The organism is Marinomonas foliarum, assembly GCF_003337275.1.
Classification (GTDB): Bacteria; Pseudomonadota; Gammaproteobacteria; order Pseudomonadales; family Marinomonadaceae; genus Marinomonas; species Marinomonas foliarum.
Genome location: NZ_QPJQ01000019.1, coordinates 44211 through 66964 on the forward strand (window position 1 = coordinate 44211; position 22754 = coordinate 66964).

Sequence of the window (22754 nt, forward strand, 5' to 3'; positions counted from 1 at the left end):
TAGGCATTAAAATGAAAAAATTAGTCTCCTCTCTTTTTGGTCTTACTTTAGCCACATTAACGGCACTACCTAGTTACGCAGTTGCTGAAGAAAAGGTTACCCTTCGCGTTTTAACCAGCCATGGTGGTGTATCTGCACACGAACTGGCGAGTGAATTGGGGTACTTTAAAAACACTGAGGTAGAAATTAAAGAAGTAGGTTACGCAGGTGGTGGGCCAGAGTCATTGTTTGCACTGGCTTCTGGCAGTGTTGACGTCGGTTCTGCAGCGACATCTGCAGTAATCAACGCCATCGCCAGTGGAAATCAATTTATCGCCGCTTACCCAACTAACGGTATCGACAGCACCACACAATCTCTATTTGCCGTATTAGAATCCAGCCCAATCAAAGAACTCAAAGATATCAAGGGCAAAACCATTGCCGTAAATACTTTAGGCGCCCATTTAGATTATACGGTGAGAGAAGCACTACATTCGCTAGGTTTACCGCAAAACTCAGCAAATCTTGTCGTGGTTCCAGGTCCACAGCTAGAGCAAGTACTACGCTCTGGTCAGGTAGATATTGCAGCTTTCGGTTATTGGCAAACAACCTTTGCGGGCGCCGCTCAATCAAAAGGTGGTATTCGTACTGTATTTGGCGATACCGATATATTGGGTGACATAGCCGGAGGCTTTACCGTGCTACGTAAGGACTTTGTGAAAAAGCATCCAATAGCCGCAAAACAATTTGTACAACAATCCGCGCGTGCGCTCGATTATGCCCGTGAAAACCCAGAAGAAGTCAAAAAAGTATTGGCAAAAATACTCCAAGAACGTGGAGAGAACCCTGAAATCGCACAGTACTTTGCGGGGTACGGTGTGCGTGCTGGTGGTTTAGCGGTGCCAAGAGATCTTCAATTTTGGATTGATGTATTAGTGCGTGAAGGCAGTTTGCGTAAAGGCCAACTAAATGTTGACGATATCTTACTGAAAATTTGAGGCTGTGCGATGACCACTTTAACAAAAACAGAACGCGGAACCGTGTCGGTTCGTAACTTAAGTAAGTCTTTTCAGTTAAATGGTGAACGATTAGACGTCTTAAAAAAACTAAATATCACTCTAGAAGGTGGAAAAGTTCTTGCCATAGTTGGGCCAAGCGGTTGTGGAAAAACAACCTTATTACGTGTACTCGCAGGCTTAGAAAACCCTGACAGTGGTGATGTCACTATCGATAGTAAAGAGGTGCAGGGATTAAGCCGTGAACGAGCGGTCATTTTTCAGGAGCCAAGGTTGTTACCTTGGCTCTCAGTACTCGATAACGTCAGCTTTGGCCTAGAAGTTCAAGGGACACCAAAAGAAACAGCAAGAGCCTCAGCAAAAAAAATGCTCAAACTGGTTCGACTATCGCAGTTTGAACAAGCTTGGCCAAAACAATTGTCAGGAGGTATGGCGCAACGAGTTGGTATTGCAAGGGCCTTAGCAGTGCAACCTGAAATTTTGTTACTGGATGAACCCTTAGGCGCTTTGGATGCTATGAGCAAAATCAGTATGCAAGAAGAATTAACGCGTATCTGGCAAGAACAAAATGTCACCATGATTCTAGTGACCCATGATCTAGAAGAAGCGATTTATTTGGCAGACCAAGTACTTGTCATGTCTAAATTAAATGGTACGTCTCCAAGACTTTTGGACATCGATCTACCAAGACCTAGAGATAGATCTCACCAAGATTTTGTCGCCATTAGACAAAAACTTATGACAGAGTTCGGATTGCATTAGCGTGAAATAACTTATTGGTTATATAGAAAAATCCCTTCACATAGTAAGATCATGTGAGGGGATTTTTTCTATTATGATCAAAGAAGTTTGATCATAATTTATAATGGTCGTTGTCCAGCTAGGCTCACACGATGTAAGTCGCGAACTTCGGTTTCTGGAAAGGCGGTACGAGAATGTGCCGTTGAACGATTATCCCAAAGAACAATGTCGCCAACTTGCCACTGATGCTCATAACGATATTCATCCTTAAAAGTATGGGCACGCAGTTTTTCAATTAAAATACGACCTTCTTCCAACGATAGCTCAGGTATCTCAACTTCAGTATCTTTACTAATGTACAAAATCTTTTTTCCGCTCTCAGGATGGGTCGTCACAACTGGATGGGCAAAAGACAAACCTTTAGGCGGATTGGCAGGATCTCGGTAACGAGGACGCACAGGCTCACCTTGACGTAAAAACGGATTATAAGTAATCAAAGTTAACTTGCTGATACGCTCTTTGGTTTCCTCATCAAGCGTTTCCCAAGCACGATTTAAATTGTACCAAGAGGTATCGCCGCCAATACTGGGAACTTGTAATGCATATAAAAACGATGCTTTAGAAGGACGCGGTGTCCATTGATGATCTATGTGTGGAGATAATTCACCAGACCCTGTGTAACCACCAGCCTGATTTGAAACAGGAACAACGGCAGGTGCAACACCTTGCGTATTAGAAGCTAAAACAGGAACGTCTAATGGCGGATGAAAAACATCACCAAAATAAGTAGCAAAGTTAAATAACTGTTCATCTGTTAGATTCTGACCTTTAAAAATCAAAATATGATGCTCATTCCAAATCTGGCTTAATGTTTTAAACTGACTTGAACTTAGCGGCAGTCTCAAATCAATGCCATTCACCACAGCGCCTAAGGCACTTCCTGTCGCTAAAAATTTAAAGTGAGGGCTTATTTGTAGTGCTGAATTATTCATGATTAACTCCTTATAATAATGCCAAACGGAAATGGTAGGTTTCAGATGCCGCGCTCAACCCAGAGCTAAAAGACTGTTCAATTGCTGTCGCCGCTTGCTTGAGTCGTGTTTTTAGTTCTACGGACTCAATATGGTAACTACCATCTTCGCGTTTTTGGATCTCGCTATCCGTGGCGTAAACAGTGGGGATAAATCGTTCTGCCTTAAGGCTAGATATGATGGGATGTAGAGCGTTATCGACAGCGAGAAGATGAGCTGCACTCCCACCAGACGCTACTGATAATACTGTTTTTCCCTTCAAAGCATTTTCTGGAAGCACATCAATTAAGGATTTCAAAAAGGCAGATATAGATGCCTTGTAAACTGGCGTGGCGGTAATGATTCCATCAGCCTCAACAATCTTACGAGTCAAGTCTTGTATGCTTTTATCTTTAAAGTCTGCTCTCAATAACGCTTTTTCACTGATATCATCAATGGATATTTGTTCTACACTATAATGCGCAGATGTCAGGTGTTGCACGACTTCATGTGCTAAAGCTGTCGAACGGGATTTGCTGTTTGGGCTCCCTAGCAGCAATACAATTTTTTTACTCATAATAAGACCTAATTCCTCATAAAATACGTTATAAATATCATTCAACTAAGAACTAAGTCATGTTATTGCAGTCTTTGTGCCAAAAAAATTAATTCTTTAAAATCAAAAACTTATAATGTTAATTTGTTTTTTAACCATCTAATAAATAATAATTTCCAGCATAGTGGTGATATTTAAGCAGTGCTACCTTTACCCGTTCATTATTAATTACGAATAGCTTATACGATAATATTGGTTAAAAAACTCCCAAGATTCATCTAGTGTATTCCACTCTTACTCTATTTAATTTTTAGGAGGTTTTATGTGCCAGTTATTTGCCCTCACTAGCTCATCGCCTGTATCTGCGGATTTCTCATTAAGAGGCTTTTTTCAGCGAGGCGGTAAGACAGGAGAACACAAAGATGGCTGGGGACTTGCCTTATTTAGTCGAGGTAAAGCCGATATACAAACGCATCAATCAGCCGCCTATAATTGCCAACGAGCAAGTTACCTTTTAGAGACAAAGCCTAAGGCAACCACAGTAATAGCTCATATTCGCAAAGCCACAGAAGGTCACATATCACCAGAAAATACCCACCCTTTTGTACGTGAATTGTGGGGGGAAACATGGGCGTTTGCGCATAATGGTGACTTAAAAAACTACCATCCAGAAAATCAATCGATTTATAAAACATTTGGTCAAACAGACAGTGAGCGTGCTTTTTGTTATTTATTTAATTGCCTAAAATCACGTTTTGAGCATAAGCCTGCAATTGGCATATTAGCTGAATATATTAAAATGCTTAGCAAAGAGATCAGCCAACATGGTACGTTCAATTTTCTTCTGAGTAATGGAACCATTCTTTTAGCCCATTGCACGACCGAGCTTTATTGGACGCAACGAGCCTTCCCTTACGGTCGCCTTGAATTGTTAGATACTCAACTTTCTATTGACCTTTCGGAACTTAATGATAAAAAGGAAACCATGATAGTTATTGCAACCAAGCCCTTAACTAAAGGAGAAGCTTGGTACCCCATGGGACGCGGGGAAATTCGTGCTTTTGAAAATGGGCACTTAGCCTATGAATCCAAAATAAATACTCTATTTACTAAAGCGCCCTTTGATTGGGGAGTGGCTTGGCAATCAAGCCAAGTTATTATTTCCTGATTTATTACTTTCTTCAGGAAAACCTCACCCTTACCATGCTTATCTCAGCGCTCTGCGGATAAAACCCGCAATGCTACACCAGCAGCGGAAGTGCGGTTTTCGACACCGAGCTTGGGGAAGATTTGCTCGAGGTGTTTATTAACCGTGCGCGGGCTCATTTCGAGAATTTCCGCGATTTCGCGGTTGGTTTTGCCATTGGCAATCCAGTGCAATACTTCCGATTCTCTATCAGTCAAATCCAGTGCCTGCTTTAGTAATGCTGGCCCTGAGAGTTTATCGCCGTCTTCCAGCCTTAAAAGCACTTCTTTTTGCTCGGTGACGCCCATCATTTTCAGCGCCAGAGGATAGTCCAAACCACTGAGTTTCAAGACATTTCCCAACTTTCCAACAGGCAAAGGGGGCTGATGAGCCAACCAAAGGCGTATTTGCAACGCCAATTGTGTGCTTTGCCACTCACTATTGGCCCGTGCTTTCGCAAGTAACGCGTACGTTTGCGGTGTGGCCCAAGTAATTTCACCGGCGTAATTGGTTGTCATTAAATATTGCCCCATGCTATCAAGGGCCGATTGCGCGTTGTTACTCAAACGCGCATTCGACAAATGCACACGCATGCGAGCAATCAGTTCATTGGGTTGAATTGGCTTGGTGAGATAATCCACGCCGCCGGCTTCTAAGCCACGCACAATGTCATCAGTGTCGCTCAACCCCGTCATAAAAATAACCGGAATCGATGCCAAGCTTTGCTCAGCTTTTAAAGCTCTGCAAGTTTCAAAACCATCCATATTTGGCATCATGGCATCCAGCAAAATAATGTCAGGACGAATCCGTCGGGCAATGGTTAAGGCTTGTTTTCCTTCAAGTGCGACAAGCACATCCATATTAGCCGCTTCCAAGGTGTCATGAATTAGGCTCAACGCATCTGGCGAGTCGTCGACCACTAAAACAATGTCACTTTTATTACTCGGATTCATAATTAGGCTTCTCATTTACGTCGCTAGTGACGCGTGAATATTTCTGTATATAAAGCACAATCGCATCAAACTGAAAACTTTTGTACAAGCTCTCCAGTTGCTGTAAATGGCTCGGGTCAATGACATCTGTTTTAGCCAGCTGATTCAGCAAACCGCCGACGCCTTTTTTGTACCCCATTTCAGCAAATGCCATCAGCTCGCGGACACTTTCATGGTCTGGTATAGCAACTGTCTGCAGATCTAACGCTTCCAGTATATTTTCTTCACAGTGGTCTGTACCCCTTTCAACAACAGGTGCCACCACATCAACTTCCGTTTCTTGATACACCCACTCCAGCACTAGCCAGTTTTTAATGGCATCCAACAAATCACTATTGTTCACAGGCTTAACCAAATATTGATTAAACGCTGCTTGCTCATCTGGCTTACGTTGGTTCTCTTTGGCATCAGCCGACAACATAATAATTGGCGTACTGTAAGCTCGGTCACGTAGCAACTTAGCTAAACTCAACCCATTCATACCGGGCATGGAGACATCTAATACGAATAAATCTGGCGAGCAGGAATCCAGCTCATCCAAGCAAGCTTCAGCGTCGGAGGCTTCTAATACATTAAAACCCAACGGGACGAGAATATCAGATAGCAAACCACGTACCACAGGATCATCTTCCACTACCATCAGAGTACGCTGATAGCCACGGTAACTTACGATGCGTTTGTATTCATAAGCAGAAGCATCTCCTTGGCTCACCCAAGGTAGCATCAAGCTAACGCGAAATTCACTGCCTTCACCCACCACTGAATGCGCCTGCAAATCACCACCCATAATGTCCGTTAGCAGTTTCACTATGGTCAAGCCCAAGCCTGTGCCAGGTAAATTGCCAGTACTGATGTCACGTACTCGCTCGAATGGATCAAATATGCGCTTTAAATGGCCTTCTTTAATGCCTACACCCGTATCTCGGATAACAAACTCGGCCACTTGATTACGATAATTAACTTCGAACAATACCGAACCTTTTGGCGTGTATTTCACGGCATTTGACAACAGATTGATCAAAATTTGCCGCAAACGCTTTTCATCCGTTATGACATGTTGTGGCAATGGTGCGAGAATTTTTGACTGCAATTGAATGCCTTTGTCACGCGCCTGCATAGCAAACATGCTGTTTAGCTGATCGATTAATTTCGGTAAATCCACCGTATTGCGATATAGATCAAAACGCCCTGCTTCGATCTTGGAAATATCCAATAAACCTTCGATCAAATCTGCCAAATACAGACCACTGCGATGAATAATATCCAAGCCATTCTGGTGCCCAGAAGGCGTATTGGCCTTCTCAGATAAGAGCTGTGCATAGCCAATAATAGACTGCAGCGGTGTGCGTAACTCATGACTAATCCCGGTGAGATAACGACTTTTCGCTTCATTTGCACGCTCGGCTTGTTCTTTTGCCCCTTGCAAGGCACGGTCGGTTTCTTGGTGAGCATCAACTTCACGAATCAATTTTCTCGTTTGCCTATTAGACTCCTTCTGCGCCACCACACGACTTTCATGAGCGAGAACAAACAACCATGATAAGACGCCAGAAACGATCAACAGAGTAAAGAACAGTGCCAACATAGTCTCTTTTAACAAGACTTCTTCATTCAGCGATGTCGGTGCCATTTGCGTATAAATCAACATCATCAGTGCGGCATTGATAATATTGATTATTAGCAACAAAGAGGCAAAACGACCAAAGCGAGAGCTCAGCGCCTTAACGAGTCTCTTAGGTAAAAAAAGCTTTAAGAAATAGTCACTCTGCTGCCCAATGCTTGCCTGTGGTTTACAGCTATCTAAACAGCGTACATCTAAGGAGCAACACAAAGAACAAATCGGCTGCATGTAGGCAGAGCAAAAACTCATGTCTTCCGTTTCGAACGCATTCTCACAAATCCCACAAGTCAGAGTGACATACTTAGGGCTGTGTTGTTTTGCCAGCTCAATCATCGGAATCAATTCAGGGCTTTGGCGCGCTAGGTAATATTTACCCTTGGTGAGCCACGCAATCAGCGGCACAAACACAAAACACGAACCTAAGGATATAAAGTGACACAAGCTTTTCGCCACTTCACCAAAGACACCTAAATAACTCACTAAACCTAACGTGGTCGCAATCAACATCGAGCCCGTTCCGACAGGGTTAATGTCGTATAAATGCGCGCGTTTAAACTCGACATAATTAGGGCTTAAACCCAACGGTTTGTTGATTAATAAATCCGCTGACAAGCTACCTAACCAACTCACCGCAGCGATGGCAAACACGCCTAAAATAGCGCTCAAAGCCTGATAAATCCCCAATTCCATCAGCAATAATGCAATAGTTACGTTGAATACCAACCAGACAACACGACCGGGGTGAGAGTGAGTTAAGCGTGAGAAAAAATTCGACCAAGCAATAGAACCCGCATAGGCGTTGGTTAAATTGATTTTCATCTGGCAGATAAACACAAACACCGCCGCCAAAAGCAAAGCGGTGGTAGGCGATGTGGTTAAAAAGAAAAAGATGCGCTGATACAAATAGGTTGGATCGGTGGCTTGTATCGCTGAAGCGCCATCGGAAATCGCCAAATAAGCCAAAAACGAACCCAATAGCATTTTGATGGCACCAATAAATACCCAACCCGGGCCCGCTAATACCAGCCAAAACCACCAGCGTCGGCGGTTTTGCTTGGTTTTAATGGGAAAAAAACGTAAGTAGTCGACTTGCTCGCCAATCTGCGCCATTAAGGCAAACAAGACAGACGCTGCTGCGCCAAACAGAACCCAGTCAAAGTGCGTGCTTTGCGGCAAATCAGCTGGTGCATATTGTGTCCAGCCTTCGAAGTTTTGGTATTCCTGCGTCACCACTACGCCAATCGCCGCTACTTGTAACACCAACCAAATCCACTGGGTACCGTTTTGAAAGCGACTAATAGCACGAATACCGTGTGTTACAATGGGAATAACAAATATGGCCGAGAGCGCATAACCCAAAGCCAAAGGAATGCCTAATAGAACCTCCATTGCAGAGGCCAAAATAGCCGCCTCAATGGCAAAAAATATAAAGGTGAAGGTCGCGTAAATCAGAGAAGTAATGGTCGATCCGAGATAGCCAAAACCAGCGCCTCGGGTCAATAAATCTATGTCCAAACCATGCTTAGCGGAATAATAAGCAATGGGGAAACCCGTGACGAAAAACACCGCCAACACAGTGAGAATAGCTGCCACCGCGTTGGTAAAACCATACGCCAGAGTAATAACCGCAGCCAATCCCTCCAGAGCCAAAAACGCGGTAGCACCGAGCGCAGTATGACCAACACGCTCAATACTCATCGCATGGCCCTGCTTGGAGCCGTTGTCATGCCGAGAAGTGTAGCGTAGAGCGTAATCTTCCATGGTTTGATCGGCGACCCACTTATTGTAGTGGCGTCGCACTTTAAAGATCTTTTGTGCCGCCGTCATAGAATCTCGTGCTTAGACGATAAAATGACGCTTTTTAGCTTAGGAGACAAAAATGAGTTAGGCAAAAGCAAGTACCAAACCCGCTAGCGCAATAGCAGAGCCACTAATGCGCGTCGCTAAAGGCGTACCAATTTTCGTCATCAGCTGACCAAAACCCAGACCAACCGCATGTAAGCCAGCCGTAGCCAAAGCAAAGCCCAACGCATATTGCAGACCATTGGCATTCAAAGGCATTTCCATACCGTGAGCGGCACCGTGGAATAACGCAAAACCACCAGCAATCGCAGCACAAACTAAGGTTGGCAAACGTTTAGCAAACAATACCAAGACACCCAAAACGATAACGGACAATAGAATTCCTTGCTCAACGAATGGTACGTTCAAACCGGCCACGGCTAAGCCACCACCCAACAACATAGTCACGACAAACGCCGCAGGGATCGCCCACAAAGCGCGGCCACCGATGCTCGCCGCCCAAAGACCAATCGCCACCATGGCCAAAAGATGATCCAAACCGCCCATTGGGTGAGCAAATCCCGTCATAAAGCTAGAAGCTTGTTCATGCCCCGGATGAGCAAACACGGAACCAGAAGCCAATACTGAAGCCGCTACCAACAAACCTTTTGTTTTCAATGCTCTTTCTTTCAACGCATTCATAATTTTTCTCCTAATATTTCGTAAACCTGAACTTAATACTTCCCAACGACGTTACGAGCACAGTAGCCATTTAAACGACAGCTTTCGCTGCAGGTATTTCTTTTGCTTCCAACATCCCTTCAGACACAATGATCTGAATAATCTCATCCAAGCCTTGGGCTTTTTTGAGATTCGAAAAGATAAACGGACGATCACCTCGTTGAGTCTTGGCGTCGTGCGCCATCACATCCAAAGACGCACCAACCAAAGGCGCTAAATCAGTTTTATTAATAATCAACAAATCCGATTTCGTAATACCAGGACCGCCTTTACGAGGAATCTTGTCACCTGCAGAAACGTCAATAACATAAATGGTAAAATCGGATAACTCTGGGCTAAAGGTCGCACTCAAGTTGTCGCCACCACTTTCCACAAACACCACATCCAATTCGCCATGACGCTCTAGCAATTGATCAATCGCCGCCAAGTTCATTGATGCATCTTCACGAATCGCCGTGTGCGGACAACCACCTGTCTCCACTCCCAAGATACGGTCCGCATCCAAGGCTTCATGCTGGGTTAAGAACTTCGCATCTTCTTGGGTATAAATATCATTGGTCACCACGGCAATGTTGTAATAGTCACGCATCGCGCTACATAAAGAACGCAGCAACGCGGTTTTACCTGATCCTACTGGACCACCCACACCAATTCGTAAGGTTTGTTTTTTCATACTAGGTTCCTTTTAAAAATAAATTCGAAATCTTATGGTTGTTATTTCCACTCGCAAAACTACAAAACCAAAATACATACATGAACCAAACACGTAGGCCGGATGAATCGAGGGACGAAGATGTAATCCGGCGTTTAGAGGTGGTTAAAGCGCAAGGCACACCATACAACGCCTGATTACGGTCGTACCTCCCTCATCAGGCCTACAAAATAAAATACACCTAAGACCGAAATAGCCGTGAGTATTGTGTTTCATGCTGAGCACTGGCTATGGCAATGGCCGGTAGGCCTGCGCCAACACGGTCTTCTTCAATGGTTAATGACATGGCAATGGCGTGTCGAATGTCTGTCTGTAATTCTCCTAACAATTCTTGTGCTTGGGTTTGCCCAAGGGGAACCAGCTTGGTAGCGGCGGCAATTTGGTTCTCCAACCAAGACCAAGCAAAACCGAGTGAAGCAAGATCTATTTTCACCCCCCAATAATTGGCTGCAATAGCAAATAAGGTGACAAAGCTCATCTCGTCTAAACGCTTAAACGGAGTGTCTATTTGCAGGCTGCCCATTAGACGAAACAAGGCTTCACCCATCGCAGTATCATTCAGTCGCAGCTCTTTGGTTTCTCGGCAGGCCAGTACTAAATCATTCAGTTCAAATAATCTTTCTGTGTCTTGCCGCTTAGCGGCATCCATACATAACCGCAGCACAGGTAAATCCACACGTGCTACCGACTGTTGCAACTGCAAGCTAATCCAGTCAGACACCTCAGCTTTGTTTTTTACCCAGCCTTGATCAATGGCGTATTCCATGCTTTGAGAAAAAGCAAAGCCGCCCACAGGCAAACCGACGCTGCTTAACTGCAAAAGCCGCAGCAAGCTAATATCAGTGGTATCAATGTTAGTGGTGACTGTGCCCATGACTATAAGCTCCAGATTCTGGGACAAAAACGCCCTCTTCATGGGTAACGATCAAGCCAAGCATGTGCAACATGTCTTCTAAAACGTGGTCAGGTTTGATGCGTAGCCAGCGTTCGCCAATTTGAATTTTGGTGTGACGATTGCCCAAGTGGTAGCAGGCTTTGGAGAAGGCTTCCCAATCTTCACAGCTAGCATGAGCGACGTCTTCTACTGCGCCAGTCACTTGAACTATCCTGCCGCATTCGGACTTTAAAAATTCACCGACTAACAGCGGCTTACCACGCTCAAGAAAAACTCGAACCTCTTCGTCATTGTCACCTATAAGTTTCAATCTACCACGATCACGCTGTTCATGGGTTAGCGTCACTGTGGTGTGGACTGGATCGTGACAATGGGTGCCTAACCTTTCGTAAATATCTAGCATATGCTGTTCCTAAAAAAACGCCCCTAAAAGAGAGTATAAAGCTGAGCCAAGGGCAATACTTCAGCTGGCTCACAGGTTAATAATTCCCCATCCGCTCGCACTTCATAGGTTTGCGGATCAACGGTAATGTTCGGCAACCAATCGTTGTGAATCATATCGAGCTTGGAAATATTGCGAGTGTTTTTACAGGCCACCAAGGTACGGTCCAAACCGAGTGATTCTTTCAAGCCATTATTCAACGCCGCCTGAGAAACAAAGGTCACAGACGTTGCTGCTGCCGCTTTACCGAATGAACCAAACATAGGGCGATAATGCACCGGCTGTGGCGTCGGAATTGAGGCATTTGGGTCACCCATTGGCGCGCTGGCAATCATGCCGCCTTTAATAATCATCGAAGGTTTTACAGCAAAAAAGGCTGGCTTCCATAAGACTAAATCCGCCATTTTTCCCGGCTCAATCGATCCGACTTCATGGCTAATACCATGAGCAATGGCAGGGTTGATGGTGTACTTGGCAATATAGCGACGAGCCCGAAAGTTATCCGCGCCCAATTCTTGATCTTCTGCCAACAAACCAAACTGCTGCTTCATTTTGTGGGCGGTTTGCCATGTACGAGTCACCACTTCGCCTACTCGTCCCATAGCTTGAGAATCAGACGAAATCATGCTGAAGGCACCACGGTCATGAAGAATGTCTTCCGCGGCAATGGTTTCTTTGCGAATACGTGAATCTGCAAACGCCACATCTTCTGCAATATTGCTGTCCAGATGGTGACACACCATCAGCATGTCTAAATGCTCATCGACCGTGTTGTGAGTATAAGGGCGCGTTGGATTAGTTGAGGATGGCAAGACATTCGGATTGGAACAGGCTTGAATAATATCAGGGGCATGACCACCACCTGCGCCTTCGGTGTGATAAGTGTGAATCACTCGATCTTTAAAGGCATCAATGGTGCTGTCGACGAAGCCAGATTCGTTCAAGGTGTCAGTGTGAATCGCCACTTGCACGTCGTAGGCTTCAGCGACACTCAAACAGCAATCAATCGACGCTGGCGTGGTGCCCCAATCTTCGTGCAGTTTCAGTCCACAAGCACCTGCTTCCAGTTGCTCTTCTAAAGCTTCTGGCAAACTGGCGTTGCCTTTGCCCAAAAAGCCCAAGTTCATCGGCAGACTGTCGGTGGCTTGTAACATCTTGCCAAGATACCAAGGCCCAGGCGTACAAGTCGTTGCTTTAGTTCCCGTTGCAGGCCCTGTGCCGCCGCCAATCATGGTGGTGACGCCAGAGGTTAAGGCTTCTTCAATTTGTTGCGGACAAATAAAATGAATGTGTGCATCAATGCCACCGGCAGTCAAAATAGAGCCTTCACCAGCGATGACTTCCGTTCCCGGCCCAACCACAATATCGACGTTATCTTGCACGTCTGGGTTGCCGGCTTTACCGACTTTAAAAATGCGACCGTCTTTGATGCCAACATCGCCTTTCACAATCCCCCAATGATCCAGCACCAAGGCATTGGTAATCACCAAATCTACGGCAATATCATTGGTCACTTGGCTTTGTCCCATGCCGTCTCGGATGACCTTGCCGCCGCCGAATTTCACTTCGTCGCCATACACGGTGAAATCTTTTTCCACCTGAATCCAAATATCGGTATCGCCTAAACGCACACGGTCACCAGTGGTCGGACCGAACATCTGCGCGTAACTTTGTCTGTCCATCGTCGCCATTATTCTGCTCCTACCAATTTGCCCATGACTTCACCACGAAAACCATAAATAGTTTTCGTGCCAGCGTATTCGACCAGCTCTACTTCACGGCCTTGGCCGGGTTCAAATCGCACTGCGGTACCAGAAGCAATATTCAAGCGAAAGCCCTTAGTCACTGCACGATCAAAAGACAAAGCGGGATTCACTTCAAAAAAATGATAATGGGAGCCAATTTGTACAGGGCGATCACCGGTATTTTCGACGCGAATTTTCACCGTTTTACGGCCCACATTGAGCTCAATATCGCCAGCGGCTACCTGTATTTCACCTGGAATCATGATGTTTTCCTTTTAAAAAAAAGAACCTGACACACACGTTTAATGACGTAACGAGTAGTCATTAATTAATTGGATTGTGAACGGTAACTAGCTTGGTCCCATCTGGGAACGTCGCTTCCACCTGCACTTCATGGATCAACTCAACCACGCCGTCCATTACTTGTTCCGCACTCAATAAAGTTTTGCCATAGGCCATTAATTCCGCCACGGTTTTACCATCGCGAGCACCTTCGATAATTTCCATAGTGATGTACGCCATGGATTCGGGGTAATTCAATTTAAGGCCGCGATTCAAACGTCGTTCGGCTAGTAAGGCAGCGGTAAATACCAACAGCTTGTCTTTTTCTCTTGGGAGGAGTTCCATTTTTATGCTCCGTTACTTATCTTTATGATTGTTTTCGTTGAACCAAAAAAGAGCGCCTGCACCTTTTTAGGTCGACCAAATTCTCGGTTCATTGGATTCTTTGTTCATTAATGCGGGACGAATATCTCGCCAGCACTGAATAAATAGCTCTTTAACTTGTTCGGAATCATGATGAAGACTGCGAACTAAAATGTACTCGCCTACCAAACTTACGCCACTTAATGACCCATGTTGGGTACAGTGCTGGCGTAGGGAGTCGATCAATTCGTCATGGTTGACTGAATTAGAAGGTTCCTTTAAATCAAACGGCCCTGCGATCATCAAACCATTAATTGGCTTACCATCTAATCCCGCTTTGGCTGAAAAAACAGCACGGCTACTATCATCAATAACCAATCGTTCACGCATCTTAAGACGACCGTTCTGACGAATCTGAAAGCCTTGTTCTGCGTGGCCTTCGCCAAAATCCTCTTTGTTGGCTGGCAAACCAAAACAGGTAATTTCCCAGCCTATGAACTTGGCGTTATCAGCAAGCTCGATACGGTTTTCAAGGCGTGTGTGGGCATTGGGATACAAAATGGTTTCTTGTGGCAACCATTCCATTAAGCTGTTTTCAGCGACGTTTAACTGGGTAATTTGATGCTGTAAGGTTTTGTCTTTACGAGCACGATAAACACGACCTGCCCCAGGCGTGGTGATTAAAACGTGTGTATTTTGAGATAAGTTTGCTGTAATCGTGAGGCGATCCCCCGAAACCAAACCGCCCGGTGGATGCAATAAATAGACGTGTGCCGTATCTCGACCCTCAGGGTAAAAAGGCTTTTGCACGTACAAAGGCCCTTTATGGTCACAGGTTTTCAACACGGTTCCGCGAGTGGTCTTATCAAAACCCAACGTCAGAAACGCATGCCACTGCGAAGCACCAACTTCGGGCAACATGGACGTTTCTATCAGCGGCTTTTGTTCAAATTTTTCTGCTAAAGCAAGATTATGTTTATTATTCATTGATGCCCTATAAGCGTCTTTCGCGTGGCTGCTGATTCCAACCAATGCAAAAATCAGACCGCCAAATACTGCTTTATCAAAGTATCGTTAAGGTTCTCCATTTTATCTGCCGCAACAATGCGTCCCTTTTCCATCAGACGAAACTCTTTACCTACGCGACGAGCGAAACCGAGCTTTTGCTCTACCAAGATGACGGTCAATCCTTCTTCTTCGTTCAGCTTTAAAATCACATCGCCAATTTGCTTAACAATGTTGGGCTGAATGCCTTCGTTAGGCTCGTCCAAGATCAAGACTTTTGGTTCTAATACCAAGGCACGGCCAATGGCTAATTGCTGCTGTTGTCCACCAGATAAATCACCACCACGACGATGCAGCATGTCTTTCAATACCGGAAAAAGCTCGAAGATTTTCTCTGGAATATCCTTTGGAGAGTCTTTCGTGCGCTTACCACGAACAGGCAAACCGATACGCAGGTTTTCTTCCACAGTAAGCATGGGGAAAATGTCTCGACCTTGTGGAACGTAACCAATGCCTGAGTAAGCTCGCTTTTCTGCGCTTTGCTTGTTTAGCGTTTCGCCTTCCATGGTGATGTCGCCACTTTTGATCGGCAGCAACCCCATAATGGCTTTCAGCAAGGTCGTTTTGCCCACGCCATTACGACCCATGATGCAAGTAATCGAGCCGGGGACTATCTCTAAATCCAAGCCCCAAAGAATCTGTGTGCCGCCGTAAAGTTGATCAACCTTGTTAATGGATATCATGCCTGTTCTCCTGCCGCAGCCTCTTCACCAAGGTACACTTCAATCACGTCTTTATTACTTTGAATCTGATCCATCGTACCTTCCGCCAATACAGAGCCTTGATGCAATACGGTGACTGTGCGAGCAATACTGCGCACAAATTCCATATCGTGTTCGACCACAATCACAGTTCGCTCTCCAGCCAGAGAGGTTAGTAGCTCCGCCGTGCGTTCTGTCTCTTGTGCTGTCATGCCAGCTACAGGCTCATCGATCAACAAAAGTCTTGGCTCTGCCACCAACAACATACCGATTTCTAACCATTGTTTTTGACCATGAGACAAGGCACCCGCCAACATGAATCTATGCTTAGCCAAACCAATGGTTTTTAACACTTCATCAATGCGGTCGATTTGTGTCGGTGTTAAACGCGAGAACAAGGTCGGCAAGACACGTTTGTCAGTTTTAAGAGACAACTCTAAATTGTCAAACACGGTTTGCTCTTCAAACACAGTTGGCTTTTGGAATTTACGACCAATACCAAGCTGAGCAATTTCCGCTTCGTCTTTGTTTAATAAGTTGTGATTCTGCCCAAAAAAAACCGTGCCAGAATCGCACTGAGTTTTGCCGGTAATTACATCCATCAAAGTGGTTTTACCCGCGCCATTGGCACCGATCAAACAGCGTAATTCGCCATCGTTAATATAAAGATTAAGATTGTTTAGCGCTTTGAAGCCGTCGAAGCTCAAATTCAAATCTTCCACGTACAGAATCATCTGATTACCGACATTTACCTCGGCCTGCGCTGGAGCCAAAAATGGCCAAACTTGATCTCGACGGAAGAGTTCACGGGTGCTATCTAACGTACTCATGCTTGTGACTCCTTATTCATTACACTGTTTCGCTTAGCCTTTAACTGCCCATACAACCCCATCAAACCCTTTGGTAAATACAAGGTAACCAGCACAAACATAGCACCTAAGGCGAACAACCAAGCATCGGGCATGATGGCAGTAAAACGGGTTTTCGCGTAGTTCACTAACAAGGCACCGATCACCGCACCAATCAAGGTGCCACGACCACCTACGGCAACCCAAATCACCATCTCGATCGAGTTAATCGGGGAGAATTCACCTGGGTTAATAATGCCCACTTGCGGCACATACAAAGCGCCAGCAATGCCAGCGATGACAGCGGAATAAACAAACAACCACACCTTGTATCTATCAGTACGATAGCCGATAAAACGTGAACGGGATTCTGAATCACGAATCGCCAACACCACCTTACCAAGACGAGAAGACAAAATCTTTTGGCTTACAACAAACACCACAGCCAGCAAGATCGCAGTGATCAAGAACAAGGCGACCCGCGTGCTGTCGGCTTGTAAACTGAAGCCAAGAATTTCTTTAAAGTCGGTCAAGCCATTGTTGCCACCAAAGCCCATTTCGTTACGGAAGAACGCCAACAGCAAGGCATAGGTTAAGGCTTGCGTCATGATGGAAAGATACACTCCAGTTACGCGAGAACGGAACGCTAACCAACCAAACACAAAGGCCAACAAACCAGGCACTAGCACTGCCATTAACATGGCGAACCAGAACTGATCCATGCCCAGCCAAAACCAAGGCAATTCTTTCCAATCCAAAAACACCATAAAGTCGGGCAGTAATGGATTGCCGTAAACGCCACGATCACCAATTTGGCGCATTAAATACATGCCCATCGCGTAACCGCCCAAGGCGAAAAACGCCCCGTGACCTAAACTCAAAATACCGCAATAGCCCCAGATAATATCCACCGCTAACGCCAGCATGGCGTAGCACAAATACTTACCCAAAAGCGTGATGGTGTAAGTACTGACATAGAAAACTGAGTCAGCGGGTAACAATAGATTCGCCGCCGAGGCCAAAATAGTCACACTCAATAAAATCACCACAAATGGCAGAGTGTGTTTGCCCGTCGAGCGCCCTTCAGAAAACCAAGCTGTAAGACGTTTCATTCTGCCGCCCTCCCTTTTTGTGGAAAGAGTCCCTTAGGACGTTTTTGAATAAAGAGAATAATAAACACCAACACCAGAATCGCCGCGAGAACTGCGCCCGTGGTTGGTTCAAGAAATTTCGTTGCAATGCCCAAAGTGAACGCCGCGACCAAGGTGCCAAGCAAGTTGCCCACGCCACCGAACACCACCACCATGAAAGAATCGATAATGTAAGACTGACCCAAGTTTGGTCCAACATTGGTTAGCTGACTTAACGCCACCCCAGCAATACCCGCGATACCAGACCCCAAACCAAAGGTCATCGCATCGACCCAATTGGTTTTTACACCCATGGCTTTTGCCATGTTGCGATTTTGCGAGACAGCACGAACGTTTAGACCCAAAGAGGTTTTCTTCAATACAATCACCAAGACGATGAACACCAACAAGGCAAAGGCTAAAATATACAAACGGTTTAGCGTTAAAGATAAAACGGGGTTAATTTCCCAAGAGCCACTCATCCAGCTAGGCGTGGATACTTGACGGTTAAGCGGTGAGAAAATCGTCCGTACCAATTGCTGCAAGATCAAACTAATACCAAAAGTGGCCAGCAAGGTTTCCAATGGGCGGCCATGCAAACGACAAATAACTAAGCGCTCTATCAATACGCCCATCAAGCCAGATACTAAAAAGGCAGCAGGAATCGCTACCCAAATCGAGTAATCGATGTAATTCGGCATAATCAACTGCACCACATATGTGGTGTAAGCACCCAACATGATCATTTCGCCATGGGCCATATTGATAACGCCCATCACACCAAAAGTAATCGCCAAGCCAATAGATGCCAACAACAATACTGAGCCAAGGCTCAAACCAAAAAACAACTGGTCGACAAAGGCAAAACGGTTCACTCGTTGCGCGATTTTTTCTAATGCCGCATTGGCAGCACTCACAACAGCGGCGCTGTCGTCACGGGTAAGTCGAGTCAGCAGGTTTCGTACATCACTTTCTAAGCTTGTAGACATTTTTTCAATCGCCGCAATGCGATTAGAAGGTGCCAACCCCGTTTGTGATGCCGTATTCATAGCAAGCGCCAATCCCATGGCTTCTTTAACTTTTTTGTTCGTCTCATTCGGGTAAAGGCCTTCTAAAACCTCGACCGTGTCGTCATCTAATTTAGACAAGAGCTCTCTAACCGCATTTTCACGCACACTAGGTGACTTTGCAGTGAGTTGAATTCGGGCCATGGCATTGCGTAAATAACCACGTAATTTATTGTTTACTCGAATTTTATCCACATCTCCTTTCTGAAGATCGGTTCGAGTTTGTTGAGTAAATACATCTTTATAAACAGTTTCACCATTCACATCGGACTGACCAACAACCTGACCTTCCGCTTCGATATAATACAAATTGCCCTCTAATAAAGTACGGAAAAGAGGCAAAACACTGTCGTCAGATGCGGCCTCAATTCTGACCAGAATCGGCTCTACGTCTTTCATTTTGGCTTCACCCAACTCGACTAAAAGAGGGTCCAAAGACGTCGACTCCGCGCCATAGCTGGGAAAGGATAAAAGCCCAAAAAGACAGCAGCAAAGTGCGATGCAATATTTCACGGTGATACGTCTCAAGGTCATACTCCATGTATCGGAAGGTTTTTAAATCAGAACTCGATTTGAAGAGAAAAATGACTCTCTGACTAGACAAGCTATTCAGCCGCTAGACAGAGAGTCGAGGTTACCCCTGGGGATGGGTCAAATTAATAATTCTGACCAGAACACGACTTGGTTTTGGTGTTGTAGTTACCGCACTTAATCGGCGCCGTCCAATCTGAAATCAGATCTTTAGAACCTGGTAAGAAGTCAGACCACGCATCACCCGCCACCACGCCATCGGTTTCCCAAACCACTTCAAACTGACCATTATCTTGGATTTCGCCAATTAGCACAGGTTTGCTCAAGTGATGGTTTTTGTTCATTACCGCAACACCACCGGTTAGATTTGGCGTTGTTTGGCCGATCATGGCTTGCTCAACCGCATCAACATCCGTTGTGCCCGCTTTCGTTACTGCGTTCGCCCACATTTTGAAACCGATATAAGTCGCTTCCATTGGGTCGTTGGTTACACGATCAGAGTTTTTAGTGTAGGCATGCCACGCTTTAATAAAGGCTTCGTTTTCTGGTGTTTCAACACTTTGGAAATAGTTCCAAGCCGCCAAATGACCAACCAATGGTTTTGTATCTAAACCAGAAAGCTCTTCTTCACCAACAGAGAAAGCCACAACAGGAATGTCTTCAGAAGAAATACCTTGGTTGCCTAACTCTTTGTAGAAAGGTACGTTAGCGTCACCGTTGATGGTAGAAACCACAGCAGTTTTCATACCTTCGCTACCGAATTTATTGATATCAGAGACAATAGACTGCCAATCAGAATGACCGAATGGCGTGTAGTTGATCATGATGTCTTTTGCCGCAACGCCTTTGGCTTTTAAGTACGCCTCAAGAATTTTGTTAGTCGTACGAGGATAAACGTAATCGGTTCCGGCAAGCACAAAGCGCTCCACACCAAGATCGTTCATCAAATAATCCACCGCAGGAATCGCCTGTTGGTTTGGCGCAGCCCCTGTGTAAAACACGTTTTTAGACGACTCTTCGCCTTCGTACTGAACTGGGTAGAACATCAAACCGTTCAACTCTTCCAATACTGGCAACACCGATTTACGAGAAACCGATGTCCAACTACCAAAAATCACATCCACTTTGTCTTTGGTTAATAACTCGCGTCCTTTCTCTGCAAACAATGGCCAGTTTGACGCTGGGTCAACCACCACAGCTTCGACCTTTTTACCAAGCAAACCACCCTTTTTGTTTTGTTCATCCACCATCATCAAGACAGTGTCTTTCAGCGTGGTTTCAGAAATCGCCATGGTGCCAGACAAGGAGTGCAACACACCGACCTTGATTGTGTCTGCTGCTAGCGAAGGAAGCGCAATAAGCGTTGCACCAGAGAGCACAATCGCAGAAGTAAGCGTTTTGATTTTCATAGTTGGAGCCGTCCTATTGTGATTTATAATATTTTTGGTTTTTTAGACTAGGTATGAACACCTCAAATCCGTAGAGCCAGTATTAAAAAATCACTGAAAGAAAGGTATGCGCGAAATGACTTAGCCCTATACGTCAAATGACGTATAGGGCGGTTTTGTTCCCTCCCCTTTCTTCAAGCAAAGAGGTCGTCATACCCCTTTTCACCCCGGCCTTGCCAATTGTAAGGTAGGTCGCGGCTTTAGCCCGACGAGGAATTTAAGCTCCATTCGAACGCTTTGTATTCCCAGCCTTTATTCCGCTCTTCAATTCAGAAAAAGGCTAAACGGGTAACTTTTTTGCTAGCGCCCAAAAACTTCAGTTTAAAGAAAAGCAAAAATTCGCTTTAAGGTAGATTGCCTCGTAAACCCTTTTGTATAGATATTTGTCTTCTGACCTAACGCACAGAAGGCATAGATTGTTTTCGCTGTTGTGAGCAAGGATATTTTTAACTGACTCTGAGACTCCATAAGGTCGCGCAACTTCGTTGCGTCGAACTAACTTCTTCGGTGATGCTGCTCTTTCGTAGGGCGTATATGGACTCCTCTGGGGATGCAACAATAGTGTCCCTATTTTTTAATAAAAAATCATGCGTACTCCACTTGATTATTAACAATACTTATCAGCGGTCATAACAAACTTGCGTTAGCTTTCGTATATTCGGTCTTATTATGGAGAGCTACTCCAGACCTTAACGGCTTTATTCGCCGTGAACCAAACGCCTTTATCGCGATGACGGCTTTAAAAGCCTATGCCCTACACAGGTTTCATTTGGTTTGCTTGCTAGCTGTTCATTCCGTTTAATCTATATTGCTAACTATCTCGGTTGGTACTTTCTTTATTTACTGGCTTTTAAAGACCGTCATCACTGTGCGACAGGTTGACGATATTCAAGCCCACTTTTCAGCATGGCTGTCGCCATTCTGACCAGTTTGTTGGCGACAGCTACAATGGTTTTATTAAACCCTTTCGTGCTGAGTAATTGCCTTACCCAACAACTCAAGCTGTCTGTCTTTTCTTTAACATGAATGACCAAAGATCGGGCCCCATTGATGATCAGTGTACGCAGATATGTATCACCTCGTTTGGTAATCCTGCCGATGGTAACTTTACCGCCACTACCACTGTGCGCAGGTACAAGACCAATGCTGGCACTGGCATCTCGGCCGTGCCTGAAGCACTCAGCCGAACCGAACTTAGCATATATCATGCTGGCTCCAAGCCAGCCAATACCGGGTAATTGAACCAATCGTTGGCAGGCATCTATTTGCTTTGCTATTTCTTCGATCTCATCAGACACCTCTTTCATCAGCATGATCACATGTCTAAGTTGTTCTAACAGTCTAAATATTACTCTGCGTGCAACAACCGTCATTTCATTTTCAGCATCTTCAAGCGCAATGGGTACCTGCTTAAGAAGCTTATTAATCCCTAAAGCAAAATTAACGCCATACTCGCGACCAAAACCTCGAAGTCGGTTGGCAATTTGGTTGCGTTCTTTCTTATAGCCTTCGCGGAATTTATGTAAAGTAGCAATATCTTGCTGCTCTAATGTACGGATCTGAACACAGTGTAACTGCTGGCTTCTACTCGCCTCATAAATACTAATGGCATCATTTTTATCATTCTTATTACCCTCTCGATATTTTGCCGCAAGATGCGGGGGAATAAGGCCAACTTTATGACCTGATGATGTAAAGCGCCTAGCCCAATAATGTGCTGAGCCACACGCTTCCATATAGATCGCTGCATTTGGATATTGAGCAATGATGAGACACATCTTTTACGCTGTGACTTCTTTATTTAGCTTAGCTTTACCGGCCTGATTGAAGACAGCTACTTGGAAGACTTCTTTCGCTAAATCAATACAAATTGTCGTATTATTATTCATGGTATGGCTCCT

At 45.1% G+C, this 22754-nt stretch carries 21 protein-coding genes; 3 read left to right on the forward strand and 18 right to left on the reverse strand.

Going from position 1 to position 22754, the window contains the following annotated elements:
• The first annotated feature begins 11 nt into the window (after positions 1-11).
• Entirely contained in the window at positions 12-977 is a 966-nt protein-coding gene (locus DFP77_RS11070; protein ID WP_114412351.1) for an ABC transporter substrate-binding protein, read from the forward strand.
• Positions 978-986: 9 nt separating this feature from the next.
• Complete coding sequence (locus tag DFP77_RS11075) at positions 987-1757, forward strand: ABC transporter ATP-binding protein (RefSeq protein ID WP_114412352.1); 771 nt, start codon at positions 987-989, stop codon at positions 1755-1757.
• Positions 1758-1855: 98 nt separating this feature from the next.
• On the opposite strand, the gene DFP77_RS11080 is transcribed toward DFP77_RS11075, so the two are convergent.
• Positions 1856-2728, reverse strand: coding sequence for a TauD/TfdA dioxygenase family protein (locus DFP77_RS11080; RefSeq protein ID WP_114412353.1), 873 nt, complete (start codon positions 2726-2728; stop codon positions 1856-1858).
• Between the two features lie 10 nt (positions 2729-2738).
• Entirely contained in the window at positions 2739-3323 is a 585-nt protein-coding gene (gene ssuE, locus DFP77_RS11085; RefSeq protein WP_114412354.1) for an NADPH-dependent FMN reductase, read from the reverse strand.
• Positions 3324-3624: 301 nt separating this feature from the next.
• Here ssuE and DFP77_RS11090 point away from each other — a divergent pair, with 301 nt between their 5' ends.
• Positions 3625-4470, forward strand: coding sequence for a class II glutamine amidotransferase (locus DFP77_RS11090; RefSeq protein WP_114412355.1), 846 nt, complete (start codon positions 3625-3627; stop codon positions 4468-4470).
• A gap of 44 nt (positions 4471-4514) precedes the next feature.
• Here DFP77_RS11090 and DFP77_RS11095 read toward each other — a convergent pair whose 3' ends face one another.
• From DFP77_RS11095 to DFP77_RS11170, 16 genes are all read right to left on the reverse strand, one after another.
• A complete protein-coding gene (locus DFP77_RS11095) occupies positions 4515-5441 on the reverse strand; it encodes a response regulator transcription factor (protein ID WP_181858536.1) in 927 nt (308 codons plus the stop codon).
• Positions 5428-8928, reverse strand: a complete 3501-nt coding sequence (locus DFP77_RS11100; RefSeq protein ID WP_114412356.1) for a hybrid sensor histidine kinase/response regulator — start codon at positions 8926-8928, stop codon at positions 5428-5430. The genes DFP77_RS11095 and DFP77_RS11100 overlap by 14 nt, the downstream gene beginning before the upstream one ends.
• A gap of 57 nt (positions 8929-8985) precedes the next feature.
• A complete protein-coding gene (locus tag DFP77_RS11105; protein WP_114412357.1) occupies positions 8986-9585 on the reverse strand; it encodes a HupE/UreJ family protein in 600 nt (199 codons plus the stop codon).
• A gap of 70 nt (positions 9586-9655) precedes the next feature.
• Positions 9656-10297, reverse strand: coding sequence for an urease accessory protein UreG (ureG, locus tag DFP77_RS11110; RefSeq protein WP_114412358.1), 642 nt, complete (start codon positions 10295-10297; stop codon positions 9656-9658).
• Positions 10298-10517: 220 nt separating this feature from the next.
• On the reverse strand, positions 10518-11210 hold the full coding sequence (locus DFP77_RS11115; RefSeq protein ID WP_114412359.1) for an urease accessory protein UreF: 693 nt from the start codon (positions 11208-11210) through the stop codon (positions 10518-10520).
• The gene (locus DFP77_RS11120) at positions 11191-11634 is read right to left on the reverse strand and encodes an urease accessory protein UreE (protein ID WP_114412360.1); all 444 of its coding nucleotides are present in this window, start codon (positions 11632-11634) and stop codon (positions 11191-11193) included. The genes DFP77_RS11115 and DFP77_RS11120 overlap by 20 nt, the downstream gene beginning before the upstream one ends.
• Positions 11635-11657: 23 nt before the next feature.
• Complete coding sequence (gene ureC, locus DFP77_RS11125; RefSeq protein WP_114412361.1) at positions 11658-13364, reverse strand: urease subunit alpha; 1707 nt, start codon at positions 13362-13364, stop codon at positions 11658-11660.
• Positions 13364-13681: an urease subunit beta gene (locus DFP77_RS11130; protein ID WP_114412362.1), complete on the reverse strand. Its 318-nt coding sequence runs from the start codon at positions 13679-13681 to the stop codon at positions 13364-13366. Before DFP77_RS11130 ends, ureC begins: the two co-directional genes overlap by 1 nt.
• A gap of 61 nt (positions 13682-13742) precedes the next feature.
• The gene (locus tag DFP77_RS11135; RefSeq protein ID WP_114412363.1) at positions 13743-14045 is read right to left on the reverse strand and encodes an urease subunit gamma; all 303 of its coding nucleotides are present in this window, start codon (positions 14043-14045) and stop codon (positions 13743-13745) included.
• A gap of 66 nt (positions 14046-14111) precedes the next feature.
• A complete protein-coding gene (locus DFP77_RS11140; RefSeq protein WP_114412364.1) occupies positions 14112-15050 on the reverse strand; it encodes an urease accessory protein UreD in 939 nt (312 codons plus the stop codon).
• Positions 15051-15103: 53 nt separating this feature from the next.
• Entirely contained in the window at positions 15104-15811 is a 708-nt protein-coding gene (gene urtE, locus DFP77_RS11145; protein WP_114412365.1) for an urea ABC transporter ATP-binding subunit UrtE, read from the reverse strand.
• Positions 15808-16659: an urea ABC transporter ATP-binding protein UrtD gene (gene urtD / locus DFP77_RS11150; RefSeq protein WP_114412366.1), complete on the reverse strand. Its 852-nt coding sequence runs from the start codon at positions 16657-16659 to the stop codon at positions 15808-15810. The genes urtE and urtD overlap by 4 nt, the downstream gene beginning before the upstream one ends.
• Positions 16656-17789, reverse strand: a complete 1134-nt coding sequence (urtC, locus tag DFP77_RS11155; RefSeq protein ID WP_114412367.1) for an urea ABC transporter permease subunit UrtC — start codon at positions 17787-17789, stop codon at positions 16656-16658. Before urtC ends, urtD begins: the two co-directional genes overlap by 4 nt.
• Positions 17786-19408: an urea ABC transporter permease subunit UrtB gene (urtB, locus tag DFP77_RS11160; protein WP_114412368.1), complete on the reverse strand. Its 1623-nt coding sequence runs from the start codon at positions 19406-19408 to the stop codon at positions 17786-17788. Before urtB ends, urtC begins: the two co-directional genes overlap by 4 nt.
• 122 nt (positions 19409-19530) lie before the next feature.
• Positions 19531-20814, reverse strand: a complete 1284-nt coding sequence (gene urtA, locus DFP77_RS11165) for an urea ABC transporter substrate-binding protein (protein WP_114412369.1) — start codon at positions 20812-20814, stop codon at positions 19531-19533.
• A 902-nt stretch (positions 20815-21716) separates the two neighbouring features.
• Positions 21717-22631, reverse strand: coding sequence for an IS110 family RNA-guided transposase (locus tag DFP77_RS11170; RefSeq protein ID WP_114412370.1), 915 nt, complete (start codon positions 22629-22631; stop codon positions 21717-21719).
• Positions 22632-22754 lie beyond the last annotated feature (123 nt).

Coding starts and splice junctions, on each gene's coding strand:
- DFP77_RS11070 (WP_114412351.1), top strand. CDS start 12: ATGAAAAAATTAGTCTCCTCTCTTTTTGGTCTTACTTTAGCCACATTA.
- DFP77_RS11075 (WP_114412352.1), top strand. CDS start 987: ATGACCACTTTAACAAAAACAGAACGCGGAACCGTGTCGGTTCGTAAC.
- DFP77_RS11080 (WP_114412353.1), bottom strand. CDS start 2,728: ATGAATAATTCAGCACTACAAATAAGCCCTCACTTTAAATTTTTAGCG.
- ssuE (WP_114412354.1), bottom strand. CDS start 3,323: ATGAGTAAAAAAATTGTATTGCTGCTAGGGAGCCCAAACAGCAAATCC.
- DFP77_RS11090 (WP_114412355.1), top strand. CDS start 3,625: ATGTGCCAGTTATTTGCCCTCACTAGCTCATCGCCTGTATCTGCGGAT.
- DFP77_RS11095 (WP_181858536.1), bottom strand. CDS start 5,441: ATGAATCCGAGTAATAAAAGTGACATTGTTTTAGTGGTCGACGACTCG.
- DFP77_RS11100 (WP_114412356.1), bottom strand. CDS start 8,928: ATGACGGCGGCACAAAAGATCTTTAAAGTGCGACGCCACTACAATAAG.
- DFP77_RS11105 (WP_114412357.1), bottom strand. CDS start 9,585: ATGAATGCGTTGAAAGAAAGAGCATTGAAAACAAAAGGTTTGTTGGTA.
- ureG (WP_114412358.1), bottom strand. CDS start 10,297: ATGAAAAAACAAACCTTACGAATTGGTGTGGGTGGTCCAGTAGGATCA.
- DFP77_RS11115 (WP_114412359.1), bottom strand. CDS start 11,210: ATGGGCACAGTCACCACTAACATTGATACCACTGATATTAGCTTGCTG.
- DFP77_RS11120 (WP_114412360.1), bottom strand. CDS start 11,634: ATGCTAGATATTTACGAAAGGTTAGGCACCCATTGTCACGATCCAGTC.
- ureC (WP_114412361.1), bottom strand. CDS start 13,364: ATGGCGACGATGGACAGACAAAGTTACGCGCAGATGTTCGGTCCGACC.
- DFP77_RS11130 (WP_114412362.1), bottom strand. CDS start 13,681: ATGATTCCAGGTGAAATACAGGTAGCCGCTGGCGATATTGAGCTCAAT.
- DFP77_RS11135 (WP_114412363.1), bottom strand. CDS start 14,045: ATGGAACTCCTCCCAAGAGAAAAAGACAAGCTGTTGGTATTTACCGCT.
- DFP77_RS11140 (WP_114412364.1), bottom strand. CDS start 15,050: ATGAATAATAAACATAATCTTGCTTTAGCAGAAAAATTTGAACAAAAG.
- urtE (WP_114412365.1), bottom strand. CDS start 15,811: ATGATATCCATTAACAAGGTTGATCAACTTTACGGCGGCACACAGATT.
- urtD (WP_114412366.1), bottom strand. CDS start 16,659: ATGAGTACGTTAGATAGCACCCGTGAACTCTTCCGTCGAGATCAAGTT.
- urtC (WP_114412367.1), bottom strand. CDS start 17,789: ATGAAACGTCTTACAGCTTGGTTTTCTGAAGGGCGCTCGACGGGCAAA.
- urtB (WP_114412368.1), bottom strand. CDS start 19,408: ATGACCTTGAGACGTATCACCGTGAAATATTGCATCGCACTTTGCTGC.
- urtA (WP_114412369.1), bottom strand. CDS start 20,814: ATGAAAATCAAAACGCTTACTTCTGCGATTGTGCTCTCTGGTGCAACG.
- DFP77_RS11170 (WP_114412370.1), bottom strand. CDS start 22,631: ATGTGTCTCATCATTGCTCAATATCCAAATGCAGCGATCTATATGGAA.